Annotated in this window: 12 protein-coding genes; 6 read left to right on the top strand and 6 right to left on the bottom strand. The window is 61.9% G+C overall.

The features are described from left to right. The gene (locus tag ACEN9O_RS02455; RefSeq protein WP_495616073.1) at positions 1-459 is read right to left on the bottom strand and encodes a rhodanese-like domain-containing protein; all 459 of its coding nucleotides are present in this window, start codon (positions 457-459) and stop codon (positions 1-3) included. A 312-nt stretch (positions 460-771) separates the two neighbouring features. Here ACEN9O_RS02455 and glnA point away from each other — a divergent pair, with 312 nt between their 5' ends. From glnA to corA, 5 genes are all read left to right on the top strand, one after another. Then, positions 772-2187: a type I glutamate--ammonia ligase gene (glnA, locus tag ACEN9O_RS02450; RefSeq protein WP_008445691.1), complete on the top strand. Its 1416-nt coding sequence runs from the start codon at positions 772-774 to the stop codon at positions 2185-2187. A gap of 126 nt (positions 2188-2313) precedes the next feature. Continuing rightward, the gene (locus tag ACEN9O_RS02445; protein ID WP_495616072.1) at positions 2314-2805 is read left to right on the top strand and encodes a DUF4124 domain-containing protein; all 492 of its coding nucleotides are present in this window, start codon (positions 2314-2316) and stop codon (positions 2803-2805) included. A gap of 10 nt (positions 2806-2815) precedes the next feature. After that, entirely contained in the window at positions 2816-3913 is a 1098-nt protein-coding gene (gene glnL, locus ACEN9O_RS02440) for a nitrogen regulation protein NR(II) (RefSeq protein ID WP_495616071.1), read from the top strand. A 70-nt stretch (positions 3914-3983) separates the two neighbouring features. Beyond that, complete coding sequence (gene ntrC, locus ACEN9O_RS02435; RefSeq protein WP_495616070.1) at positions 3984-5498, top strand: nitrogen regulation protein NR(I); 1515 nt, start codon at positions 3984-3986, stop codon at positions 5496-5498. Positions 5499-5573: 75 nt separating this feature from the next. After that, positions 5574-6542, top strand: coding sequence for a magnesium/cobalt transporter CorA (gene corA / locus ACEN9O_RS02430; RefSeq protein WP_495616069.1), 969 nt, complete (start codon positions 5574-5576; stop codon positions 6540-6542). Between the two features lie 132 nt (positions 6543-6674). Here corA and ACEN9O_RS02425 read toward each other — a convergent pair whose 3' ends face one another. From ACEN9O_RS02425 to ACEN9O_RS02415, 3 genes are all read right to left on the bottom strand, one after another. Beyond that, positions 6675-9440, bottom strand: coding sequence for a TonB-dependent receptor (locus ACEN9O_RS02425; RefSeq protein WP_495616068.1), 2766 nt, complete (start codon positions 9438-9440; stop codon positions 6675-6677). Between the two features lie 340 nt (positions 9441-9780). Further along, positions 9781-11421: an NAD(P)/FAD-dependent oxidoreductase gene (locus ACEN9O_RS02420; protein ID WP_495616067.1), complete on the bottom strand. Its 1641-nt coding sequence runs from the start codon at positions 11419-11421 to the stop codon at positions 9781-9783. 502 nt (positions 11422-11923) lie between these two features. Next, the gene (locus ACEN9O_RS02415) at positions 11924-12235 is read right to left on the bottom strand and encodes a hypothetical protein (protein WP_495616066.1); all 312 of its coding nucleotides are present in this window, start codon (positions 12233-12235) and stop codon (positions 11924-11926) included. Between the two features lie 443 nt (positions 12236-12678). On the opposite strand from ACEN9O_RS02415, the gene ACEN9O_RS02410 reads away from it, so the two are divergent. Then, positions 12679-15606, top strand: coding sequence for a TonB-dependent receptor domain-containing protein (locus ACEN9O_RS02410; RefSeq protein WP_495616065.1), 2928 nt, complete (start codon positions 12679-12681; stop codon positions 15604-15606). Positions 15607-15685: 79 nt separating this feature from the next. Here the strand turns inward: ACEN9O_RS02410 and ACEN9O_RS02405 are convergent, their stop codons facing one another. Together ACEN9O_RS02405 and ACEN9O_RS02400 are read right to left on the bottom strand one after the other, a co-directional pair. After that, positions 15686-16807 carry an aspartyl/asparaginyl beta-hydroxylase domain-containing protein gene (locus ACEN9O_RS02405; RefSeq protein ID WP_495616064.1) on the bottom strand — a complete coding sequence of 374 codons (1122 nt, stop codon included), beginning with the start codon at positions 16805-16807 and terminating at the stop codon, positions 15686-15688. Between the two features lie 3 nt (positions 16808-16810). Then, on the bottom strand, positions 16811-18118 hold the full coding sequence (locus ACEN9O_RS02400) for an aspartyl/asparaginyl beta-hydroxylase domain-containing protein (RefSeq protein WP_495616063.1): 1308 nt from the start codon (positions 18116-18118) through the stop codon (positions 16811-16813). Positions 18119-18136: the final 18 nt, after the last annotated feature.

The raw sequence follows: 18136 nt of genomic DNA, 5'->3' as shown, positions 1-18136 counted from the left end.
TCAGGCGCCGGTCCAGGGCAGCTCGGCCTTGCACCAGCCATTGATGTTCTTGCGGTGGCCTTTTTCATCCTTGTCGCCCTCGAAGCCTTCGAGGATGTCGTAGCAGTGCTGGTAGCCGTGCTCGGTCGCCAGCTTGGCCGCACCACGCGAGCGCACGCCGGAGCGGCACAGGAACAAAATCACCTGGTCCTTGCGCGCCACCGAGTTCAGCTGCTCGATGAATTCATGGTTGGCGATCCCGCCCGGATACAAATTCCATTGCACTGCACCATGTTGGGCTTCCGGTATCGCCACCCGGCCTACCCAGTCGCGCTCGGCATGGGTGCGCACGTCGACCAGCTTGACCGCGTTGTCGGCGCTGATCAGTTCATAGGCTTCCTGAGGCGTCACGGCGCCGGCATAGGGCCAGTCTTTGCTGCGGCTACGGGCCAGCGCAAGAATCTCGTCTATTTTGCTCATGTCATGTTCCAGAAATAAGTTTGAGTTTATTATAGGCTTCCTGCGCGTGCACCACACGCAGACGCACCGAAGCAGTGCATTTTTCGGAATAATCCCCAAAATGCACAAATACGGTGCAATATCTCGAATACGCACTCAGTTGGTGCGGTGTTGAGCTGCCTCAAATAGTGGCACTTTGACGCGCTGGTGAATTTTGGATTCATTTTCCCAGCAAGTTCAAAGACGCTATCGACATAAGCTGTTGAGTTTGAAGCTGGCACGAATACTGCTCACCATGAGCGCACGAGTCCCACATTCCTTTAGGAGATACGCATGGCAATGACAGCCGCAGAAGTTCTGAAAATGGTCCAGGAAAACGAAGTCAAATTCGTTGATTTCCGTTTCGCCGACACCCGTGGTAAAGAACAGCACGTCACCGTGCCTGTGTCGCACTTCGACATCGACAAGTTCGAATCGGGCCACGCCTTTGACGGTTCCTCGATCGCCGGCTGGAAAGGCATCGAAGCTTCGGACATGATTCTGCTGCCAGATCCAAACACCGCGAACATCGACCCGTTCATGGAAGAGACCACGCTGTTCATGCAGTGCGACGTCATCGAACCGGCCGACGGCAAGGGCTACGACCGCGATCCACGCTCCATCGCCAAGCGCGCTGAAGCCTACCTGAAATCGTCCGGCATGGGCGACACCGCCTACTTCGGCCCTGAGCCAGAGTTCTTCATCTTCGACAGCGTGCGCTGGAAGATCGACATGTCGGGTTGCTTCGTCAAGATCGATTCCGAAGAAGCCTCGTGGACCACCGGCGAGAAGCTGGAAGGCGGCAACACCGGCCACCGTCCTACCGTCAAGGGCGGCTACTTCCCAGTGCCACCAGTCGACAGCTTCCAGGACATGCGTTCGGAAATGTGCCTGATCCTGGAATCGCTGGGCATCCCGGTCGAAGTGCACCACCACGAAGTGGCCGGCGCCGGCCAGAACGAAATCGGCACCAAGTTCTCGACCCTGGTCGAGCGCGCCGACTGGACCCAGAACCTGAAATACGTGGTCTGGAACGTGGCCCACAGCTATGGCAAGACCGCCACCTTCATGCCTAAGCCTATCGTTGGCGACAACGGTTCCGGCATGCACGTGCACCAGTCGATCTGGAAAGACGGCGTCAACCTGTTCGCCGGCGACGGCTATGCCGGCCTGTCCGACACCGCGCTGTACTACATCGGCGGCATCATCAAGCACGCCAAGGCACTGAACGCGATCACCAACCCAGGCACCAACTCGTACAAGCGTCTGGTTCCAGGCTTTGAAGCTCCAGTGAAACTGGCGTACTCGGCCAAGAACCGTTCGGCTTCGATCCGTATTCCGCACGTGGCCAATCCTAAGGGCCGCCGTATCGAAACCCGCTTCCCGGATCCACTGGCCAACGTCTACCTGTGCTTCGCAGCGCTGCTGATGGCTGGTCTGGACGGTATCGCCAACAAGATCCATCCGGGCGAGGCAGCATCGAAAGATCTGTACCACCTGCCGCCGGAAGAAGACGCACTGATCCCAACCGTGTGCTCGTCGCTGGAAGAGGCACTGGACAACCTGAACAAAGACCGCGAGTTCCTGACCCGTGGCGGCGTGTTCAGCGATTCCATGATCGACGCTTACATCGAACTGAAAATGCAGGACGTCCAGCGCATGCGCATGACGACTCACCCTGCCGAGTTCGACATGTACTACTCGCTGTAATTGCAACGCATCGGCAGCGCCGGTGCTTGTAGTGAAGGCAAAAAACGCGGGGCGAGCAGAGCTTTCCCCGCGTTTTTCTTTGGATGTTGTATATTCGGGATGGATAGTTTCACCCACGGATTTCGAATGACAACTAGCTTTAAACGATGCATGTTGATGGCGTTGCTGGGCTGCGGCGCGGCGCAGGCGCAGATCTACAAGTGCGTGGCGCCCAACGGCAGCATCGAGTACACCGACATCAACCGCAGCAGCTACTGCAAGTCGATGGATTTGCCGGGCACCGTGATTCCGGCGCCGCCGCGCCGCCAGGGCACGCCTGCGCGCAGCGGCAGTGTGCCGGCGCCGGTCAGCACGCCGGGCGACTTTCCGCGCGTCGACAACGCCGAACAGCGCGCTCGCGACGCCGACCGCCGCGGCATCCTGGAAGACGAGCTGAAAAACGAGATGCAGAAACTGGCGGAGCAGCGCAAGGAGTTCAACAACGGCGAGCCGGAACGGCGCGGCGACGAGCGCAACTACGCCAAGTACCTGGAGCGGGTGGCCACCATGCGCGACAACATCAGCCGCTCGGAGAAGAATATCGAAGCCTTGAAACGTGAGATCGCAAACATCCGATGATGAGTTTATTATGAGCCAGGCATTGCATACCGCCGGCAAGCACCGCCCGCCGGCACTGGCGGGGCTGGAACTGCTGGCTTCGGCCGTGGTGCTGCTGGACCCCGAGGGCCGCTTCGTCTACGCCAACGCGGCCGCCGAGAATCTGCTGGAGAGTTCGCTCAAAGCCTTATCGCGCCAGACGCTGAGCGCGCAATTCCTCAATCCAAGCGAGCTCGACAATATCTGCACGCAGGCGCGCGAGCACAAGTTCTCCGACCTGCGCCAGGACCTGACGCTGGAGCGGGCCGGACGCGATCCGCTGCACGTGCACAGCATCGTCTCCGCACTGGACGAGCCGGCCGGCCACATCCTGATCGAGCTGCGCGAGCACCTGCAGCACCTCAAGCTGGACCGCGAGGAGCGCATCCTCGACCAGAGCCAGGTCAACAAGGAGCTGATCCGCAACCTGGCGCACGAGATCAAGAACCCGCTGGGCGGCATCCGCGGCGCCGCGCAGTTGCTGGAGATGGAGCTGCCGGCGCTGCACGCCGGCCAGCTGCGCGAGTACACCCAGGTCATCATCAAGGAGGCGGACCGGCTGCAGACGCTGGTCGACCGTTTGCTGGCGCCGCACCGCCGGCCGCACATTGTCGGCGACGTCAACATCCACGAGGTGCTGGAGCGCGTGCGCAGCCTGATGCTGGCCGAGTTCCCGTCCGGCCTGACGATCTTGCGCGATTACGACGCCTCCATCCCCGAGTTCCGCGGCGACAAGGAGCAGCTGATCCAGACCGTGCTCAACATCGCGCACAACGCCGCCCAGGCGCTGGCCGGCCGCATCGACGGCGGCGACGCGGAGATCGTTTTCAAGACCCGCGTGGCTCGCCAGGTCACGCTGGCCAAGGTCCGTTACGGGCTGGCATTAGACTTGCATATCATCGACAATGGACCGGGCATCGCACCCCAGATCCGCGACCGGATTTTCTACCCCTTGGTATCGGGCAGGGAAGGCGGCAGCGGCTTGGGGCTGACCCTAGCGCAGACCTTTGTGCAGCAGCACATGGGCGTGATCGAGTGCGAGAGCCGGCCTGGATATACGGACTTCCGCATCCTGCTGCCGCTGCCATAAGCCCTGGCCAGCAGGGGGCGGATGCCGGGTCCCTTGATTGACGATCCATATTGCGGGATACATACAACACATGAAGCCAATCTGGATAGTAGACGACGACGAATCGATCCGCTGGGTACTGGAAAAAGCGCTGGCCCGGGAGAACCTGGCCACCAAGAGTTTTGCCAACGCGCGCGACGCCATCGCCGCGCTGGAGTTCGAGACGCCGCAGGTGCTGGTGTCCGACATCCGCATGCCGGGCGACTCCGGCCTCGACCTGCTGCAGCTGGTGAAGTCGCGCTTCCCCGGCCTGCCGGTCATCATCATCACCGCCTTCTCCGACCTGGACTCCGCCGTCGCGGCCTTCCAGGGCGGCGCCTTTGAATACCTGGCCAAGCCGTTCGACATCGACAAGGCCGTCGAGCTGATCCGCCGCGCGCTGGACGAGAGCCTGCGCGAGACCAGCGTCGAGTCCGGTCCGTCGGAGACGCCGGAAATCCTCGGCCAGGCGCCGGCGATGCAGGAAGTGTTCCGCGCCATCGGCCGCCTGTCGCAATCGAACGTGACGGTGCTGATCACCGGCGAATCGGGGTCGGGCAAGGAGCTGGTGGCGCGCGCGCTGCACAAGCACAGCCCGCGCGCGGCGCAGCCCTTCATCGCGCTCAACACCGCCGCCATTCCGAAAGACTTGCTGGAGTCCGAACTGTTCGGCCACGAGCGCGGCGCCTTCACCGGCGCGCAGACCACGCGCCGCGGCCGCTTCGAGCAGGCCGAGAACGGCACGCTGTTCCTCGATGAAATCGGCGACATGCCGTTCGACCTGCAGACGCGCTTGCTGCGCGTGCTGTCGGACGGCCACTTCTACCGCGTCGGCGGCCACCAGCCGCTCAAGGCCAATGTGCGCGTGATCACCGCGACCCACCAGAACCTCGAGCAGCGCGTGCGCGAGGGCTTGTTCCGCGAGGACTTGTATCACCGCCTCAACGTGATCCGCCTGCGCCTGCCCAGTTTGAGGGAGCGGCGCGAGGACATCCCTATTTTGGTGCGCCACTTCCTGGTGCAGAGCGCCAAGCAGCTGGGCGTGGAAGCCAAGCGCATGAGCGACGCCACCTTGAACTTCCTCAGCGGGCTGGACTTGCCGGGCAATGTGCGCCAGCTGGAAAACCTGTGCAACTGGATCACGGTGATGGCGCCGGGCCAGACGGTGGAAGTGAAGGACTTGCCGCTGGAGCTGACCCAGGAGCAGGGCCACGCGCCGGCGCCGGTGGAGAGCTATGCGCCGATCCAGCACCACGGCACGGTGATGGCGATGCCGCTGGCGGACAGCGGCGGCAGCGCGCACGGATCGGCCTCGGCCCCGGCCTCGGGCGGTTCGCCGGATGCATGGCTGGGATTGCTGGAGGCGCAGGCCGCCAGCATGCTCAGCGGCGGGCAGCAGGAGGTGATGGCGGTGCTGGGCCGGCAGTTCGAGTCGGCGCTGATACGCACCGCGCTCAAGCACACGCATGGCCGCAAGAACGACGCGGCGGTGCGCCTGGGCATAGGCCGCAACACCATCACCCGCAAGATCGCCGAACTCGGCATCGACGGCGCCAAGGACGATTGATCCCGGCTCCGGCGCGCCGGTTTGAGGTAAGCTCTTGGCTGATGAAGCCAGGAGCTTTTTTTTTATGGAAACAGTATGCTGATTAATTGTGTGGCCTATCAGGATGGCCAGAAGCTGTCCGACATTCCGGTCGAGGAGATCAGCGAGTATATCGAGAAGCCGGAAACGTTTGTCTGGGTCGCGCTGCGCGACGCCCAGCCGGACGAGCTGGCGATCATGCAGCAGGAGTTCGGCCTGCACGAGCTGGCGGTGGAGGATGCGCGGCGCGGCCACCAGCGGCCCAAGATCGAGGAGTATGGCGATTCGCTGTTCGTGGTGGTCAAGACCATCGAGTGCCGCGACGGCGATGTGGCGGTCGGCGAGGTGGATATTTTCGTCGGCGACAACTACGTGCTGTCCTCGCGCGATGGCCATAGCCAGCAGGGCTTCCTCGGCGTGCGCGCGCGCGCGGAGAAGGAGCCGCATATGCTGCGCCTGGGCCCGGCCTTCGTGCTGTACGCGCTGATGGACGCGGTGGTGGACCGCTACTTCCCGGTGCTCGATATGCTGGAGACGGAGCTGGAAAAAATCGAGGAGCTGATCTTCAGCCAGGGCAAGCAGCGCGACAATATCCAGCGGCTGTACGAGCTCAAGCGCAAGGTGACCATCGTGCGCCACGTGGTGTCGCCGCTGATGGAGGCGGTGGGCCGGCTGCATGGCGGCCGCGTGCCGGCCATGTGCCAGGACACGCAGGAATACTTCCGCGATGTGCATGACCATCTGCACCGCATCAGCGCCTCGCTCGATACCATCCGCGACACCATCGGCACGGCGATCCAGGTCAACCTGTCGATGGTGGCGATCGAGGAGAGCGAAGTGAACAAGCGGCTGGCGGCGTGGGCGGCGATCTTCGCGATCTGCACTGCGTTTGCCGGCGTGTGGGGGATGAATTTCAAGGTCATGCCGGAGCTGGAATGGAAGTATGGTTATCCGTTCGCGCTGTCGGTGATGGTGGGGGTGTGCCTGTATCTGCACCGGCGCTTCAAGAAGGCCGGATGGCTTTAACCCGCACCGCAGCCGCAGGGGTCGGACCCCGTACGGGGTCAGACCCCGCCTCGGTTCGGGGTTCGCCTCTCAGACGTAAAAAAAAGCCCGCGCGGCCTGAGCTGCGCGGGCTTCTGTTTTACGTCTTGCCGATTACTTGAACTTGTAGCCAGCGGTCACGTAGACGAAGCGGCCACGTGGATCGTACTGGTTGATGTCGTAGCCGGACTGGAACTGATTGGTGACTGCGGTACCAATCGGGTCAGGCTGCTTGTCGAACAGGTTCTTCACGCCCAGCGCCAGGGTCAGGTTCTTGATGCCGCGGAAGGTGACGTTGGCATCGTAGGTGGCTTCCGACGAGATGAACACTTTGTTGTCGTTCAGGTCGTGGCCAACCTGGTAGCCGCTGCGGTAGTTCTGTACCAGGGTGGTCGACCATGGACCCTTGGTCCAGGTGCCGGCCAGCTGGTGCTTCCAGCGCAGGATCACGCCGCCGTTTTGCGCGCCGATCACCGGGTTACCGTCGCCATCGACGATGGTGCCGACTTTGTGCGAGACGTCGCCGCCTGGGCTGGTCTGGTCGAAGGTATCCATGTAGGTACCGTTCAGGTTGGCTTCCAGCTTACCGAAGCTGAAGTTGTCCTTCCAGTTGGCCGTCAGGTCCAGGCCCTGCACGTTGGCGTTGCCGGTGTTGGCCAGGGTCTGGCGAATGCTGACGATGTCCTTGCCGTTCAGGGTCACCAGGCCTGCGTAGGCCGGGTCGCCGGCGCGGAAGCGCGACACGACTTCTTGTGCCGACGGCGTCGCCAGGATGTCGCGGATGTTGATGTTGAAGAAGTCAACACCGATGCTCGCGCTCGATACCGGCTGCCATACGGCGCCGAACGAGTACTGCTTCGACTTCTCTGGCTTCAGGTTGGGATTGCCGCCCGACAGAGCATTGACCTGCAGACCGGTTTGCTTGGTCGTTGGATCGTTGAACTGCTCGGAGGTGCCCAGGGTCTGTGGCGTCCACAGGTCAACCAGCGACGGTGCGCGGAAGCCCGTGCCGTACGAAGCGCGCAGCACCAGGGTCTTGATCGGCTGCCAACGGACATTGCCTTTCCAGTTGGCCGAGTTGCCGACGTCGTCGTAATGGTCGTCGCGCACAGCCACGTTCGCTTCCAGCGTCTTCATCAGTGGAATGCTCAGTTCGCCGAAGGCCGAGTTCACGGTACGGTCGCGGTCGATAGGTACGACCGAGCCGCCCAGGCCGGAGATGTCGCCCGACTGGTAAGCCGCGCTAGGGCTGGTGGTGTAGTTCTCTTTGCGCGACTGCGCGCCCACAGCGTATTGCGGGGTGATGCCGGCGATGGTCCAGAAGTCGCCGGTGATCTTGGCGTCGAAGGCGTCGCTGGTCGATTTGGCTGCCAGGAAGTCGCCGCTGAAGGCTGCGCCTTTCAGCTGGTCGGCCAGGGCGCCGGTTTGCACGCCGCCTGCCGCCCATGGATTCCAGTTGCTGGCGTTGATGATCTTGGCGTAAGCCACTTGCGAGAAGTAGCCGGTGGTGACAGCGCTGTTCAGCTTGGACTCGTTGTGGCTCAGCGCCACTTCGTAGTCGACCTTGCCGACGGTGCCCTTGGCGCCAACGACCACGCGGGCCTGCTTGGCGGTGTCGACGTTCTGGCGTGGGCCGAAGTCGAACACGCGCGAGGTGATCGACAGAGGCTTGCCGATCAGCGAATCGAAGCCCTGGCTGTGCAGGTAAGGCGCCGCGATCGACTGGTACACCGGATTGCTCGGGTACAGCAGCAGTGCCGCGTCCACGCCCTGCTTGGCGAACTCGCCGTCGGTTTCAAAGAAGCTGGCGCGCGCCGGCGAAGCCTGGTAGGTCTGGGTGACTTTGCTCTGCGAGTACAGCACGTCGCCAAACAGCTGGTGGTCGGCGTTCAGCTGGTAGCTCAGGTTGCTGGTGAAGTTGAACAGTTCGCGATCTGGCGTCAGGCCGACGTCCGGGCCGCTGTCGTAGTAGCAGTAAGGCGCGCCCTTGGCGCCGTTTTGCAGCGTGCCCATCTTGATGGTGCCGCACTTGTCGCCGATGGCCAGCGGATTGCCGTAGCCCGAACCGCCCGAGCTGAAGCCTGCATCCGTGCCGACGCCTGGCGTGAACGAACCCTGGATGTTGCCCAGGCCGGTCGCGGTGCCATTGTAGTAAGGCAGCTTGGTCGAGGTGGCCGCGTAGTCGCGGTCACGGCCGAACAGGGCTTTTTCTTTTTCGTAGGAGCCCGACACAACCAGGTTCAGCTTGTCGGTGTTGAAGCCGCCGGTGATCGTGGCCTTGCTGTTCTGGCCGCCGCCGCTTTGCGATGGGGAGCCGTAGCCGCCGGTGATTTCCACGCCGTCGGTCTGCTTGGAGAGGATGAAGTTGACCACGCCGGCCACCGCATCGCTGCCGTACACGCCCGATGCGCCATCCTTCAGCACTTCGACGCGCTCGATGGCGGCCAGCGGGATCACGTTGACGTTGACGGAGGCGCCGTCGCTGCCGGCGAACGCCGCCAGGCGGCGGCCGTTGACCAGCACCAGGGTGCGGGTCGAGCCCAGGCCGCGCAGCGAGATCGACGACAGGCCGCCGGTCGAGGTGCCGGCGCCGGTGGCGTTGCTGGTGCCGCCGGCCGAGGAGAAGGCCGAGATCGACTGCAGCAGTTCTTCGGTGCTGGTGGCGCCGGTGCGGGCGATGTCCGCCTTGGTTACGATTTGTACCGGCAGCGAGGTTTCAGCGTCGACACGCTTAACCGACGAACCGGTGATTTCCACGCGTTGTACGACAGGGGTGTCCTGTGCGAATACTGGCTGGGCCAGCAGGCCTGCACCGATCAGTGCAGCGCTGCCCGAAAACATCAGGCGCAGTGAACGCGAAATTACAGTTTCCATCATCATTGCTTTGAACTCCTAGCGAGGTTGCAGCTTATTACTTTGCTATTAAAAATTTCATAATGAATAATCCATCTATAAACTATTCAGGCAGTCATCAGACCACTTGAGTCCGCCAAGGTCAATTCCCGCTCTGTAACAACAGTGAAATAAACAACACTTTTCACGGCAATTTCAAAAAATAACGACTTTTTTACACAAAAATACAAAGTATTTGGTTGTTTATGGCTGTTTGGTGCTAGGAACTCGTCAAACATGCAACCATGTTCATGAGTGCAGCGATGTGATGTGTGACGACTGATGCGCCGGCCGCCACGAGGGGGGCGGCCGGGCCGGGGGAGGGGATTTAGCGCTGCTGGTCCGCGGCCATGGACAAGGCCACGGCCTCGGCCACCTTGATGCCGTCGACGCCGGCCGACAGGATGCCGCCCGCGTAGCCGGCGCCTTCGCCGGCCGGGAACAGGCCGCGGGTGTTCAGGCTTTGCAGGGTGTCGTCGCGGCGCTTGATGCGGATCGGCGACGAGGTGCGCGTCTCCAGTCCGGTCAGCACGGCGTCGTGCTTGAAGTAGCCCTTGACCTGCTTGTCGAAGGCCGGGAAGGCTTCGCGCAGCGCGGTCACGGCGAACTCCGGCAGGATGGTGGCCAGGTCGGTCAGGTGCACGCCCGGCTTGTACGACGGCACCACGCTGCCGAATTCGGTCGAGGCGCGGCCGGCCACAAAGTCCCCCATCAACTGGCCGGGCGCATTGTAGGTGCGGCCGCCCAGTTCGAAGGCCTTCTCTTCCAGGCGGCGCTGGAACTCGATGCCGGCCAGCGGATGGCCGGGGTAGTCGACTTCCGGCGAGATGCTGACCACGATGGCGCTGTTGGCATTGCGTTCGTTGCGCGAATACTGGCTCATGCCGTTGGTGACCACGCGGCCCGGTTCGGACGCGGCCGCCACCACCGTGCCGCCCGGGCACATGCAGAAGCTGTACACGGCGCGGCCGTTGGAGGCGTGGTGCACCAGCTTGTAGTCGGCGGCGCCGAGGATGGGGTGGCCGGCGTTGGGGCCGAAGCGGCAGGCGTCGATCAGCGACTGCGGGTGCTCGACGCGGAAGCCGATCGAGAACGGCTTGGCCTCGATGTAGACGCCGCGCTGGTGCAGCATCTCAAAGGTGTCGCGCGCGCTGTGGCCGACCGCCAGCACCACGTGGTTGGTGACGATCTTCTCGCCGCTCTCGAGCGTCAGGCCGCGCACCTGGCCGCCGTCCGGGCCTTGCTCGATCTCGATGTCGACCACCTTGTTTTCAAAGCGGTACTCGCCGCCCATCTGCTCGATGTTGGCGCGCATCTGCTCGACCATCTTCACCAGGCGGAAGGTGCCGATGTGCGGCTTGCTGACGTAGATGATTTCCTCCGGCGCGCCGGCCTTGACGAACTCGGTCAGCACCTTGCGGCCGTAGTGCTTGGGGTCCTTGATCTGGCTGTACAGCTTGCCGTCCGAGAAGGTGCCGGCGCCGCCTTCGCCGAACTGCACGTTCGATTCGGGATTGAGCTCGCGCTTGCGCCAGAAGCCGAAGGTGTCGACCGTGCGCTCGCGCACCTGCTTGCCGCGTTCGAGGATGATGGGACGCAGGCCCATCTGCGCCAGGATCAGCGCCGCGAACAGGCCGCAGGGGCCGGTGCCGATCACCACCGGGCGCGGATTCTGGTCGTGGCCGGCCAGCTGTTCGCCGTGGGCGACGAACTTATAGGAGGTGTCCGGCGACGGCATCAGGTGGGCGTCGTGGTGCAGGCGCTTGAGCAGCGCGGCTTCGTCCTTGACCTCGACGTCGAGCGAGTAGATCAGCACGATCGCGGTTTTCTTGCGGGCGTCGTAGCTGCGCTTGAATACCGTGTAGCCGAGCAGGGCGTCGGCGGCGATATCCAGGCGCGCCAGGATGGCGGCCGGCAGATCGGCCTCGGTGTGGTTGAGCGGGAGTTTGACTTCGTTTAATCGCAACATGGGTGGCTTCCTGAGAGGGCGCTGTCTAGGCGCCATGATAGTCGGGCCGGCGCGGCGGCGTTGTGCTCCGCTTGGGCCCGTAAAACCCCGTATTTTACCCGCAATGGCGGCCAATTGCAGCCACGCCGCGCGCGTCCGCCCCCTGAAATGCGGATAAAACGCGATACGGTAAATATAAAATGCCAGGACCGCGTTTGTGGAATATTAAGTTCAGCGGGGCGCCGACAATATTGCCTCTTTTAGTACGTTGCGTACGCACCGGCATAGGCCTGCGATGCATAGTTATATGCAAGTCCCGGAATCATCTAATAGCGTTGCTTATTCTCCCGCGCGGGTTTATCCATTAGATATTTAATATTGGAGTGGGAAGGGATATTTATAAATAATATAGAACTGGTTCGGTGTCGTCCTGGCCTGATTATTATTGCGCGCGGGGATATATAAGTCGACAATTGTTGCGGTAATGAAATTATTCACAAGTGAACAATTGGCAGGTTTGTTGTTAAAAGACGACTGCCACAAAAATGAGCAGATCTCGGTTTCTATCCACCTTCTGGTGCGTTTTTGTATCCACACTGGAACTTTGTTGCGCGCCGCAGACGGTTAAAAACGTAGCGGCGTTGGCATATTGGATGTTCTTTGTTTTGGAAAGTCGCGGTTTTGCATTGATTTTCGCCGGTTGCGGCTTGACGGCTGAAAATTTTGGTGTACACGCTCCCAGGACGTTACGGTAGGACAGGAAATGGCGAACTTCCGCTCGGTTGTTGTTTTTTTGCGTTGATTTCGTTATTTGATGGGAAATTAAAAGTGTCATTTAAGGAATACTTTAAGCTAATTCTGCGCCAGACTGAAAGCAATGTTGTACGGACGAGACAATTTTTTACGTTAATAAAAAAACATCCATCCGCAGCTTTATCCCGAGGCTTTGCCGCATCGCACCATGCCGGTGCACGGAAACTGTTGCCTTCCGCACGCTACTCCCGGCTATGTAAGGTTCATTGACAATAGCCGAGTTGCTATGTTTTTATGGACAGCGGTAAAGTTTGGCTTTATTTCATCGATGATGATGCAAGCGCCGATCTTTACCTGGGCAGAGGAAGTACAGTTGCCGGCTATTGAATGGTTTTATCCAGACTATTCATCGGTCGGTAGAGGTTAAACAAAGAAATGGGTCGTTTTAGTTGCTATCCAAAAGATGCCGTTAAACGTTCTAATAAACACACCAAGGAATTCAATATAATGATCAAGGAAACAGTATTGTCTCGCTCGATCCGCGTGGCATTCGTCAGCGGGATCGCGCTGGGTATGCATGCCGCCTCCGCGCAGCAGGCACCGGACCAGCCTTTGCAAAAAGTTGAGGTGACCGGTTCGCGCATCCCAACGCTGAACACTGAAGGCACCAGCCCGATTACCGTGCTGGGTTCGAAAGACATCAAGCTCGACGGCGTGCGCAACGTCGAAAGCCTGCTGAACAACCTGCCACAGGTGTTCGCATCGCAGTCCGGTTCCGTCTCCAACGGCGCGACCGGTACCGCTCAGGTCGACCTGCGCGGCCTGGGCGCGAACCGTACCCTGGTGCTGGTCAACGGCCACCGCCTGCCAGCCGGTACCCCAGGTTCGCCGGCTGCCGACTTGAACCAGATTCCTGCTCCCCTGATCAAACGTATCGAAGTCCTGTCCGGCGGCGCCGGCGCCGTGTACGGTGCGGACGCGGTCGCTGGTGTGGTCAACTTCATCATGAACGACCGCTTCGAAGGCGTTCAGGTCGAAGTCAACGGCAGCGGCTACAACCACAAGCAGCAGGACACCGCCGGCGTGGGCAGTCTGGTTGCCGCGCGCGCCGCAGGCAACCCTGGCCAGTACTCGGTGCCTGGCAACGTCGGCCTGGACGGCCGTTCGCGCGACGCCTCGTTGCTGATCGGTAGCAACTTCGCCGACAACAAAGGTAACGCCACCCTGTTCTTCAGCTACAAGCGCGACGACGCGCTGCTGCAAGCCGCGCGCGATTTCACCGCTTGCTCGCTGAGCGTATCGGCTGCGGGCTTCGCTTGTGGCGGTTCCAGCACCAACGCCACCGGCCGCTTCACCAACGGCGCTGACAAAGGCCCGCTGTTCCCTAACGCTGGTAAAATCTTCACCACCACCGCCGCAGGTACGCCACGTTCCTACGTGGATGCGACCGATGCCTACAATTTCGGCCCGACCAACTACCTGACCCGTCCTGACGAACGTTATGGCGTCGCTGCAAACATCCACTACGACGTCAACGAGAAGGCTCGCGTCTACGCCGATTTCTCCTTCCACGATGACCGCAGCGATGCGCAAGTGGCACCTGGCGGCATGTTCGGCGCGGTCTATACCGTCAAGAACGACAACCCATTCCTGACCCCTGAGATGAAGGCCGCGCTGGATGTATCCACTCCAGGCAGCAGTAATTCGGTAATTGTGCAGCGCCGTAACGTCGAAGGTGGCGGCCGTGATTCGGTCTTTACTAACACCTCGTATCGCATGTTGTTCGGAGTCAAAGGCGAAGTCGGCCCATGGCAGTACGACATCTTCGCGCAGACTTCCAAAGTGCGCTTCGCCGGCAGCTCGGATAATTACTTCTCCAAAGCCAAGGCAGCCAAGGCGATGGACGTGGTCAACGTGGGCGGTGTCGCTCAGTGCGCCTCGTTCGCTAATGCAACTGATCCGAAGTGCGTACCTTACAATGTCTGGAAAGTGGGCGGCGTGACTAAGGAAATGCTGGATTACATCCAGATTCCAGGTGAGCAGTTCGGTCAGACCGAACAGCAGATCCAGGGCGCCAATATTGCCGCTGATCTGGGCGAATACGGCATCAAGATCCCTGGTAACTCGCAAGGCGTTGGCGTGTCCGTTGGTCTGGAGCGTCGCGTCGAAGCCTTGGAGCTGCGTCCTGACGGTCCTTCGCGAGACTTCGATTTGGACGGCTCCGGCGGTCCTGTGAGCCCTGTCCATGGCCGTTATGTAGTCAAGGACGTGTTCGGCGAACTGCGTCTGCCTCTGCTGGAAAACAAGCCGTTTGCTGAAAACCTGGCAACCAACCTGTCGTTCCGCCACACCAAGATCGACACCGGCGTCAGTGCCAACACCTACGGCATCGGCCTGGAATGGCAGCCAGTATCGATGGTCAAGGTCCGCGGTTCGCACCAGAAGGCAGTTCGCGCGCCGAACATCAACGAACTGTTCACCCCTAGCGGTAACAACCTGTTCGACATGGACAATGATCCATGCGCAGGCGACATGACTATCAAAGGTTCTCCAACCCCGGCGCAGTGCGCAAACACCGGTGTCAGTGCTGCACGGTACGGTAACGTTCAGGCAAGCCCGTCTGGTCAATACAACTACCTGTCTGGTGGTAACACCCAGCTGAAGCCAGAGCGTTCAAAGTCGAACACCCTGGGTCTGGTGATCACTCCGATGAAAAACCTGACTCTGACCGTCGACTACTTCGACATCAAGGTGCAGGACACCATCAGCATCGTCAACCCACAAACCACGCTGACCAAGTGCCTGGACTCCGGCGATCCAGTGTTCTGCTCGCAGATTCATCGCGACTCGCAGGGTACCCTGTGGCTGCTGCCCGAGGCGAACATCGTTGGCACCAATACCAATATTGGTTCCATCAAGACTTCGGGTGTCGACCTGGGCTTCAGCTACGGCCAGCGCGTCGGCAATCTGGGCACCATGGGCCTGACCATGAACGGCACCAAGCTGAAGTCGTATGAAACCGAAGAACTGCCAGGCGAAGGCTCCTACGATTGCGCAGGCCTGTACAACGGCGCCGGCAAGTGCGGCCAGCCGCGTCCGAAATGGCGTCACAAGCTGCGTGGCAACTGGAACACTCCTTGGAGCTTCGACGTGGCTCTGACTTGGCGTTACTTCCAGGGCGTGGACATCGAAACCACCAGCGACAACACGCAGTTGCACGGCAAGCCTCAGCCTGCGGAAAGCCACTTCGCTTCGGCCAACTACTTCGACCTGGCAGGCACCTACTACTTCAACAAGAAGATCAGCCTGACCGCCGGCATGAACAATATGTTCGACCGCGATCCACCGCTGACGTCGAAGTATGGTACGGGCCAGGGTAACGGCAACACCTTCCCATCGATGTACGATGCACTGGGTCGTAAGCTGTTCATGAACGTGACCGCCAAGTTCTAATCGGCGTCATGGAGTAAAAAGCGGCGGGTCTCACGACCCGCCGCTTTTTTTTGGGGGTGCGCTGCTTGAAGTGTTGGGCTCAGGTTTCCCAGTCGCTGCCGGCGTCGATGGCACCCAGCATGGTGCTCACCAGCGTGCGTTCCTTCTCCGTCAGTTCCGGCCGCCAGGCCTCGAACAGCAGGATCACGCGCGTCTGGTCGCTGGTGTTCCAGGCCTCGTGTTCGATGCTGTCGTCGAACACCCAGGCCTTGCCTTCCTGCCAGCTGCGCGTCTCGTTGCCGACCCGCAGCGAGCAGCCGGGCGGCACGATCAGCGGCAGGTGGCAGATCAGGCGGGTGTTGAGGATGCCGGTATGCGGCGGGATGTGTGCGCCCGGCCGCATCATGGAAAACAGGATGGTGGGCGCGCGCCCCGGCACCTGCGTCATCGGCACCCCGGCCAGCGCGGCCAGCGTCTTCGGGCAGCGCGCGGCGTTCTCGGCCACCGGCTCGCCGTTGCGCCACAAATAGAAGGCGCTCCAGTCGCGGTTGTTGTGCATGCCGCCGCGGTTGAGTACCGGCAGCCGGGGATCGGGCTTGAGATAGGGTTCGAAGGCGGCGTCGTCCTGCAGCACCTGCAGCAGCTCGGCGCGGATGTCGCCGGTGGCGGCCTCGACCTGGTCCAGCCAGGGGAAGGCGGCGCGGTCGAAGAACTGGGTTTGCGGCAGGCCGGGGAAGTAGTACAGGCGCGGCTGCTGCAGGAAGATCTGCTTGCGTCCCAGCAGCAGGTCGAGCGACTGGTTGAAGCGGGCGCTGTCGGCGTCGTCGTCCAGGCCGGCCTGGCGCAGCCGCTGCATCAATTGCCCTTCGAACTGGCCCACCTGCTGCTCGCAGGCGGCGCGGGCGCGTGCCAGGTGCGCGCGCAGCGCCGGCGGCAGCTCGGCGTCGGGCGGCGAAGCCCGCAGCGCGGTGCGGTAGAAGGCCACGGCGGAGATGGTGTTGCCGTCGGCCGCCAGCAAGTCGCCCTTGATCAGCAGCAGTTGCAGGTTGTCCGGCGCGGCGTCCAGCGCATGCTCCAGGGCGGCCAGCGCCGCCTTGATGTCGCCCAGTGCCTGGCAGGCTTGCGCCAATCCGAACCAGGCTTGCGGCCCGCCCTGGCCGCTGCGGGTGAGTTGCTCAAAGTGGGTGCGTGCCGCCGCCGCGTTCGGATTGTGTGCTGTCATTGCCTAGAGGTCGAAACCGCCATCGGCGCTCTTGAAGGCGTGGATGGCGCGGGTCATTTCCGTGATCATGGCGCGTTCCGCCAGCGTCAGCTGCGGATGCCAGATGTCGAAAATCAGCACCACGCGCAGCTTGTCGCTGTCATTCCACGCCTCATGCTCGATGGTATCATCGAATACCCAGGCCTGGCCCGGTTGCCAGCTGCGCGTTTCGTTGCCGACCCGGAAGCCGCAGTCCGGCGGCACGATCAGCGGCAGGTGCGTCACCAGGCGTGCGTTGCTGACGCCGACGTGGGCCGGTATCCGCGTCTTCGGCTTGAGCAGCGAGAACATGGCGGTCGGCGTGCGGCCGGGCTGGTGCGGCTGCGGCGCGCCGCCCAGCAGCGCCATCGTTTGCGGGCACTTGGCGGCGTTCTCCGGCACCGGCTGGCCATCCTTGAGCAGGTGGAAGGCGCTCCAGCGCGGCGAGTTGTTCAGTTCGGCGAACTGGTTGTGCGGCACGTCGTCCGGATAGGTCAGGTAGGGCGCGAAACCATCCTCCGTTTGCAGCACTTGCAGGAATTCATCGCGGATGGTGTCGGTGCCGGCCTCGATCGCGTCCAGCCACGGGAACTCGCCGCGCGGCAGGAAGGCTTGCGGCAGCAGGCCGGGATAGTGGTAGCGCATCGACTTCGATTCGTAGCGGCGCTTGCGGCCCACCAGCAGGTCGATCGATTCGCGGAAGCGGCTCAGGTCTTCACCCGCGTGCTGCTGGTATTGCTGTTCGAGGAAGTGGTCGAGGAAGCGGCCATAGTCGGCCTGGTAGCGCTCGACATATTGCCTTGCGTGCTCGACCGCGTTGCGCATGCCGGGGTCCAGCCGTTCGACCGGCGGCGCCACCGAGGCCACCGCGCCGTACACCGACGCCGACTGGTGGGTCTTGCCCTGGCGTTCCAGCAGGTTGGCGCGCAGGATCAGGGCCACCATGTCGGACGGGTCGGCCACCAGGGCGTTGTGGATGGCGGTCTCTTCGGCCGTCTCGTCCTTCTGCCCCTGGCAGGCCAGCGCCAGGCTGACCCAGTTTTGCGGATCGTCGGGATAGGCGCGCACCAGGCGCTCGAAGGCGCGGCGCGCGGTGGCGTGGTCGCCGTAGCGGAAGGCGCGCTTGCCCAGCGAGGTCAGCGCCAGCGGATGGGCCGGCTGCAGTTCCAGGATGCGCGACCACATGCGGCCGGCTTCTTCTTCCTGGCCGGCCTGGGTGGCCTTGATCGCTGCCGCCTCCAGGATGGCGACTTCAGGCTGCGCCGGAGGCGGATTGGGCTTGGAGGTAATCATTTCTAGTCATCGACGGGT

The sequence above is a fragment of the Duganella sp. Dugasp78 genome (assembly GCF_059491455.1).
This window is presented reverse-complemented; position numbering and strand designations above follow the sequence as displayed.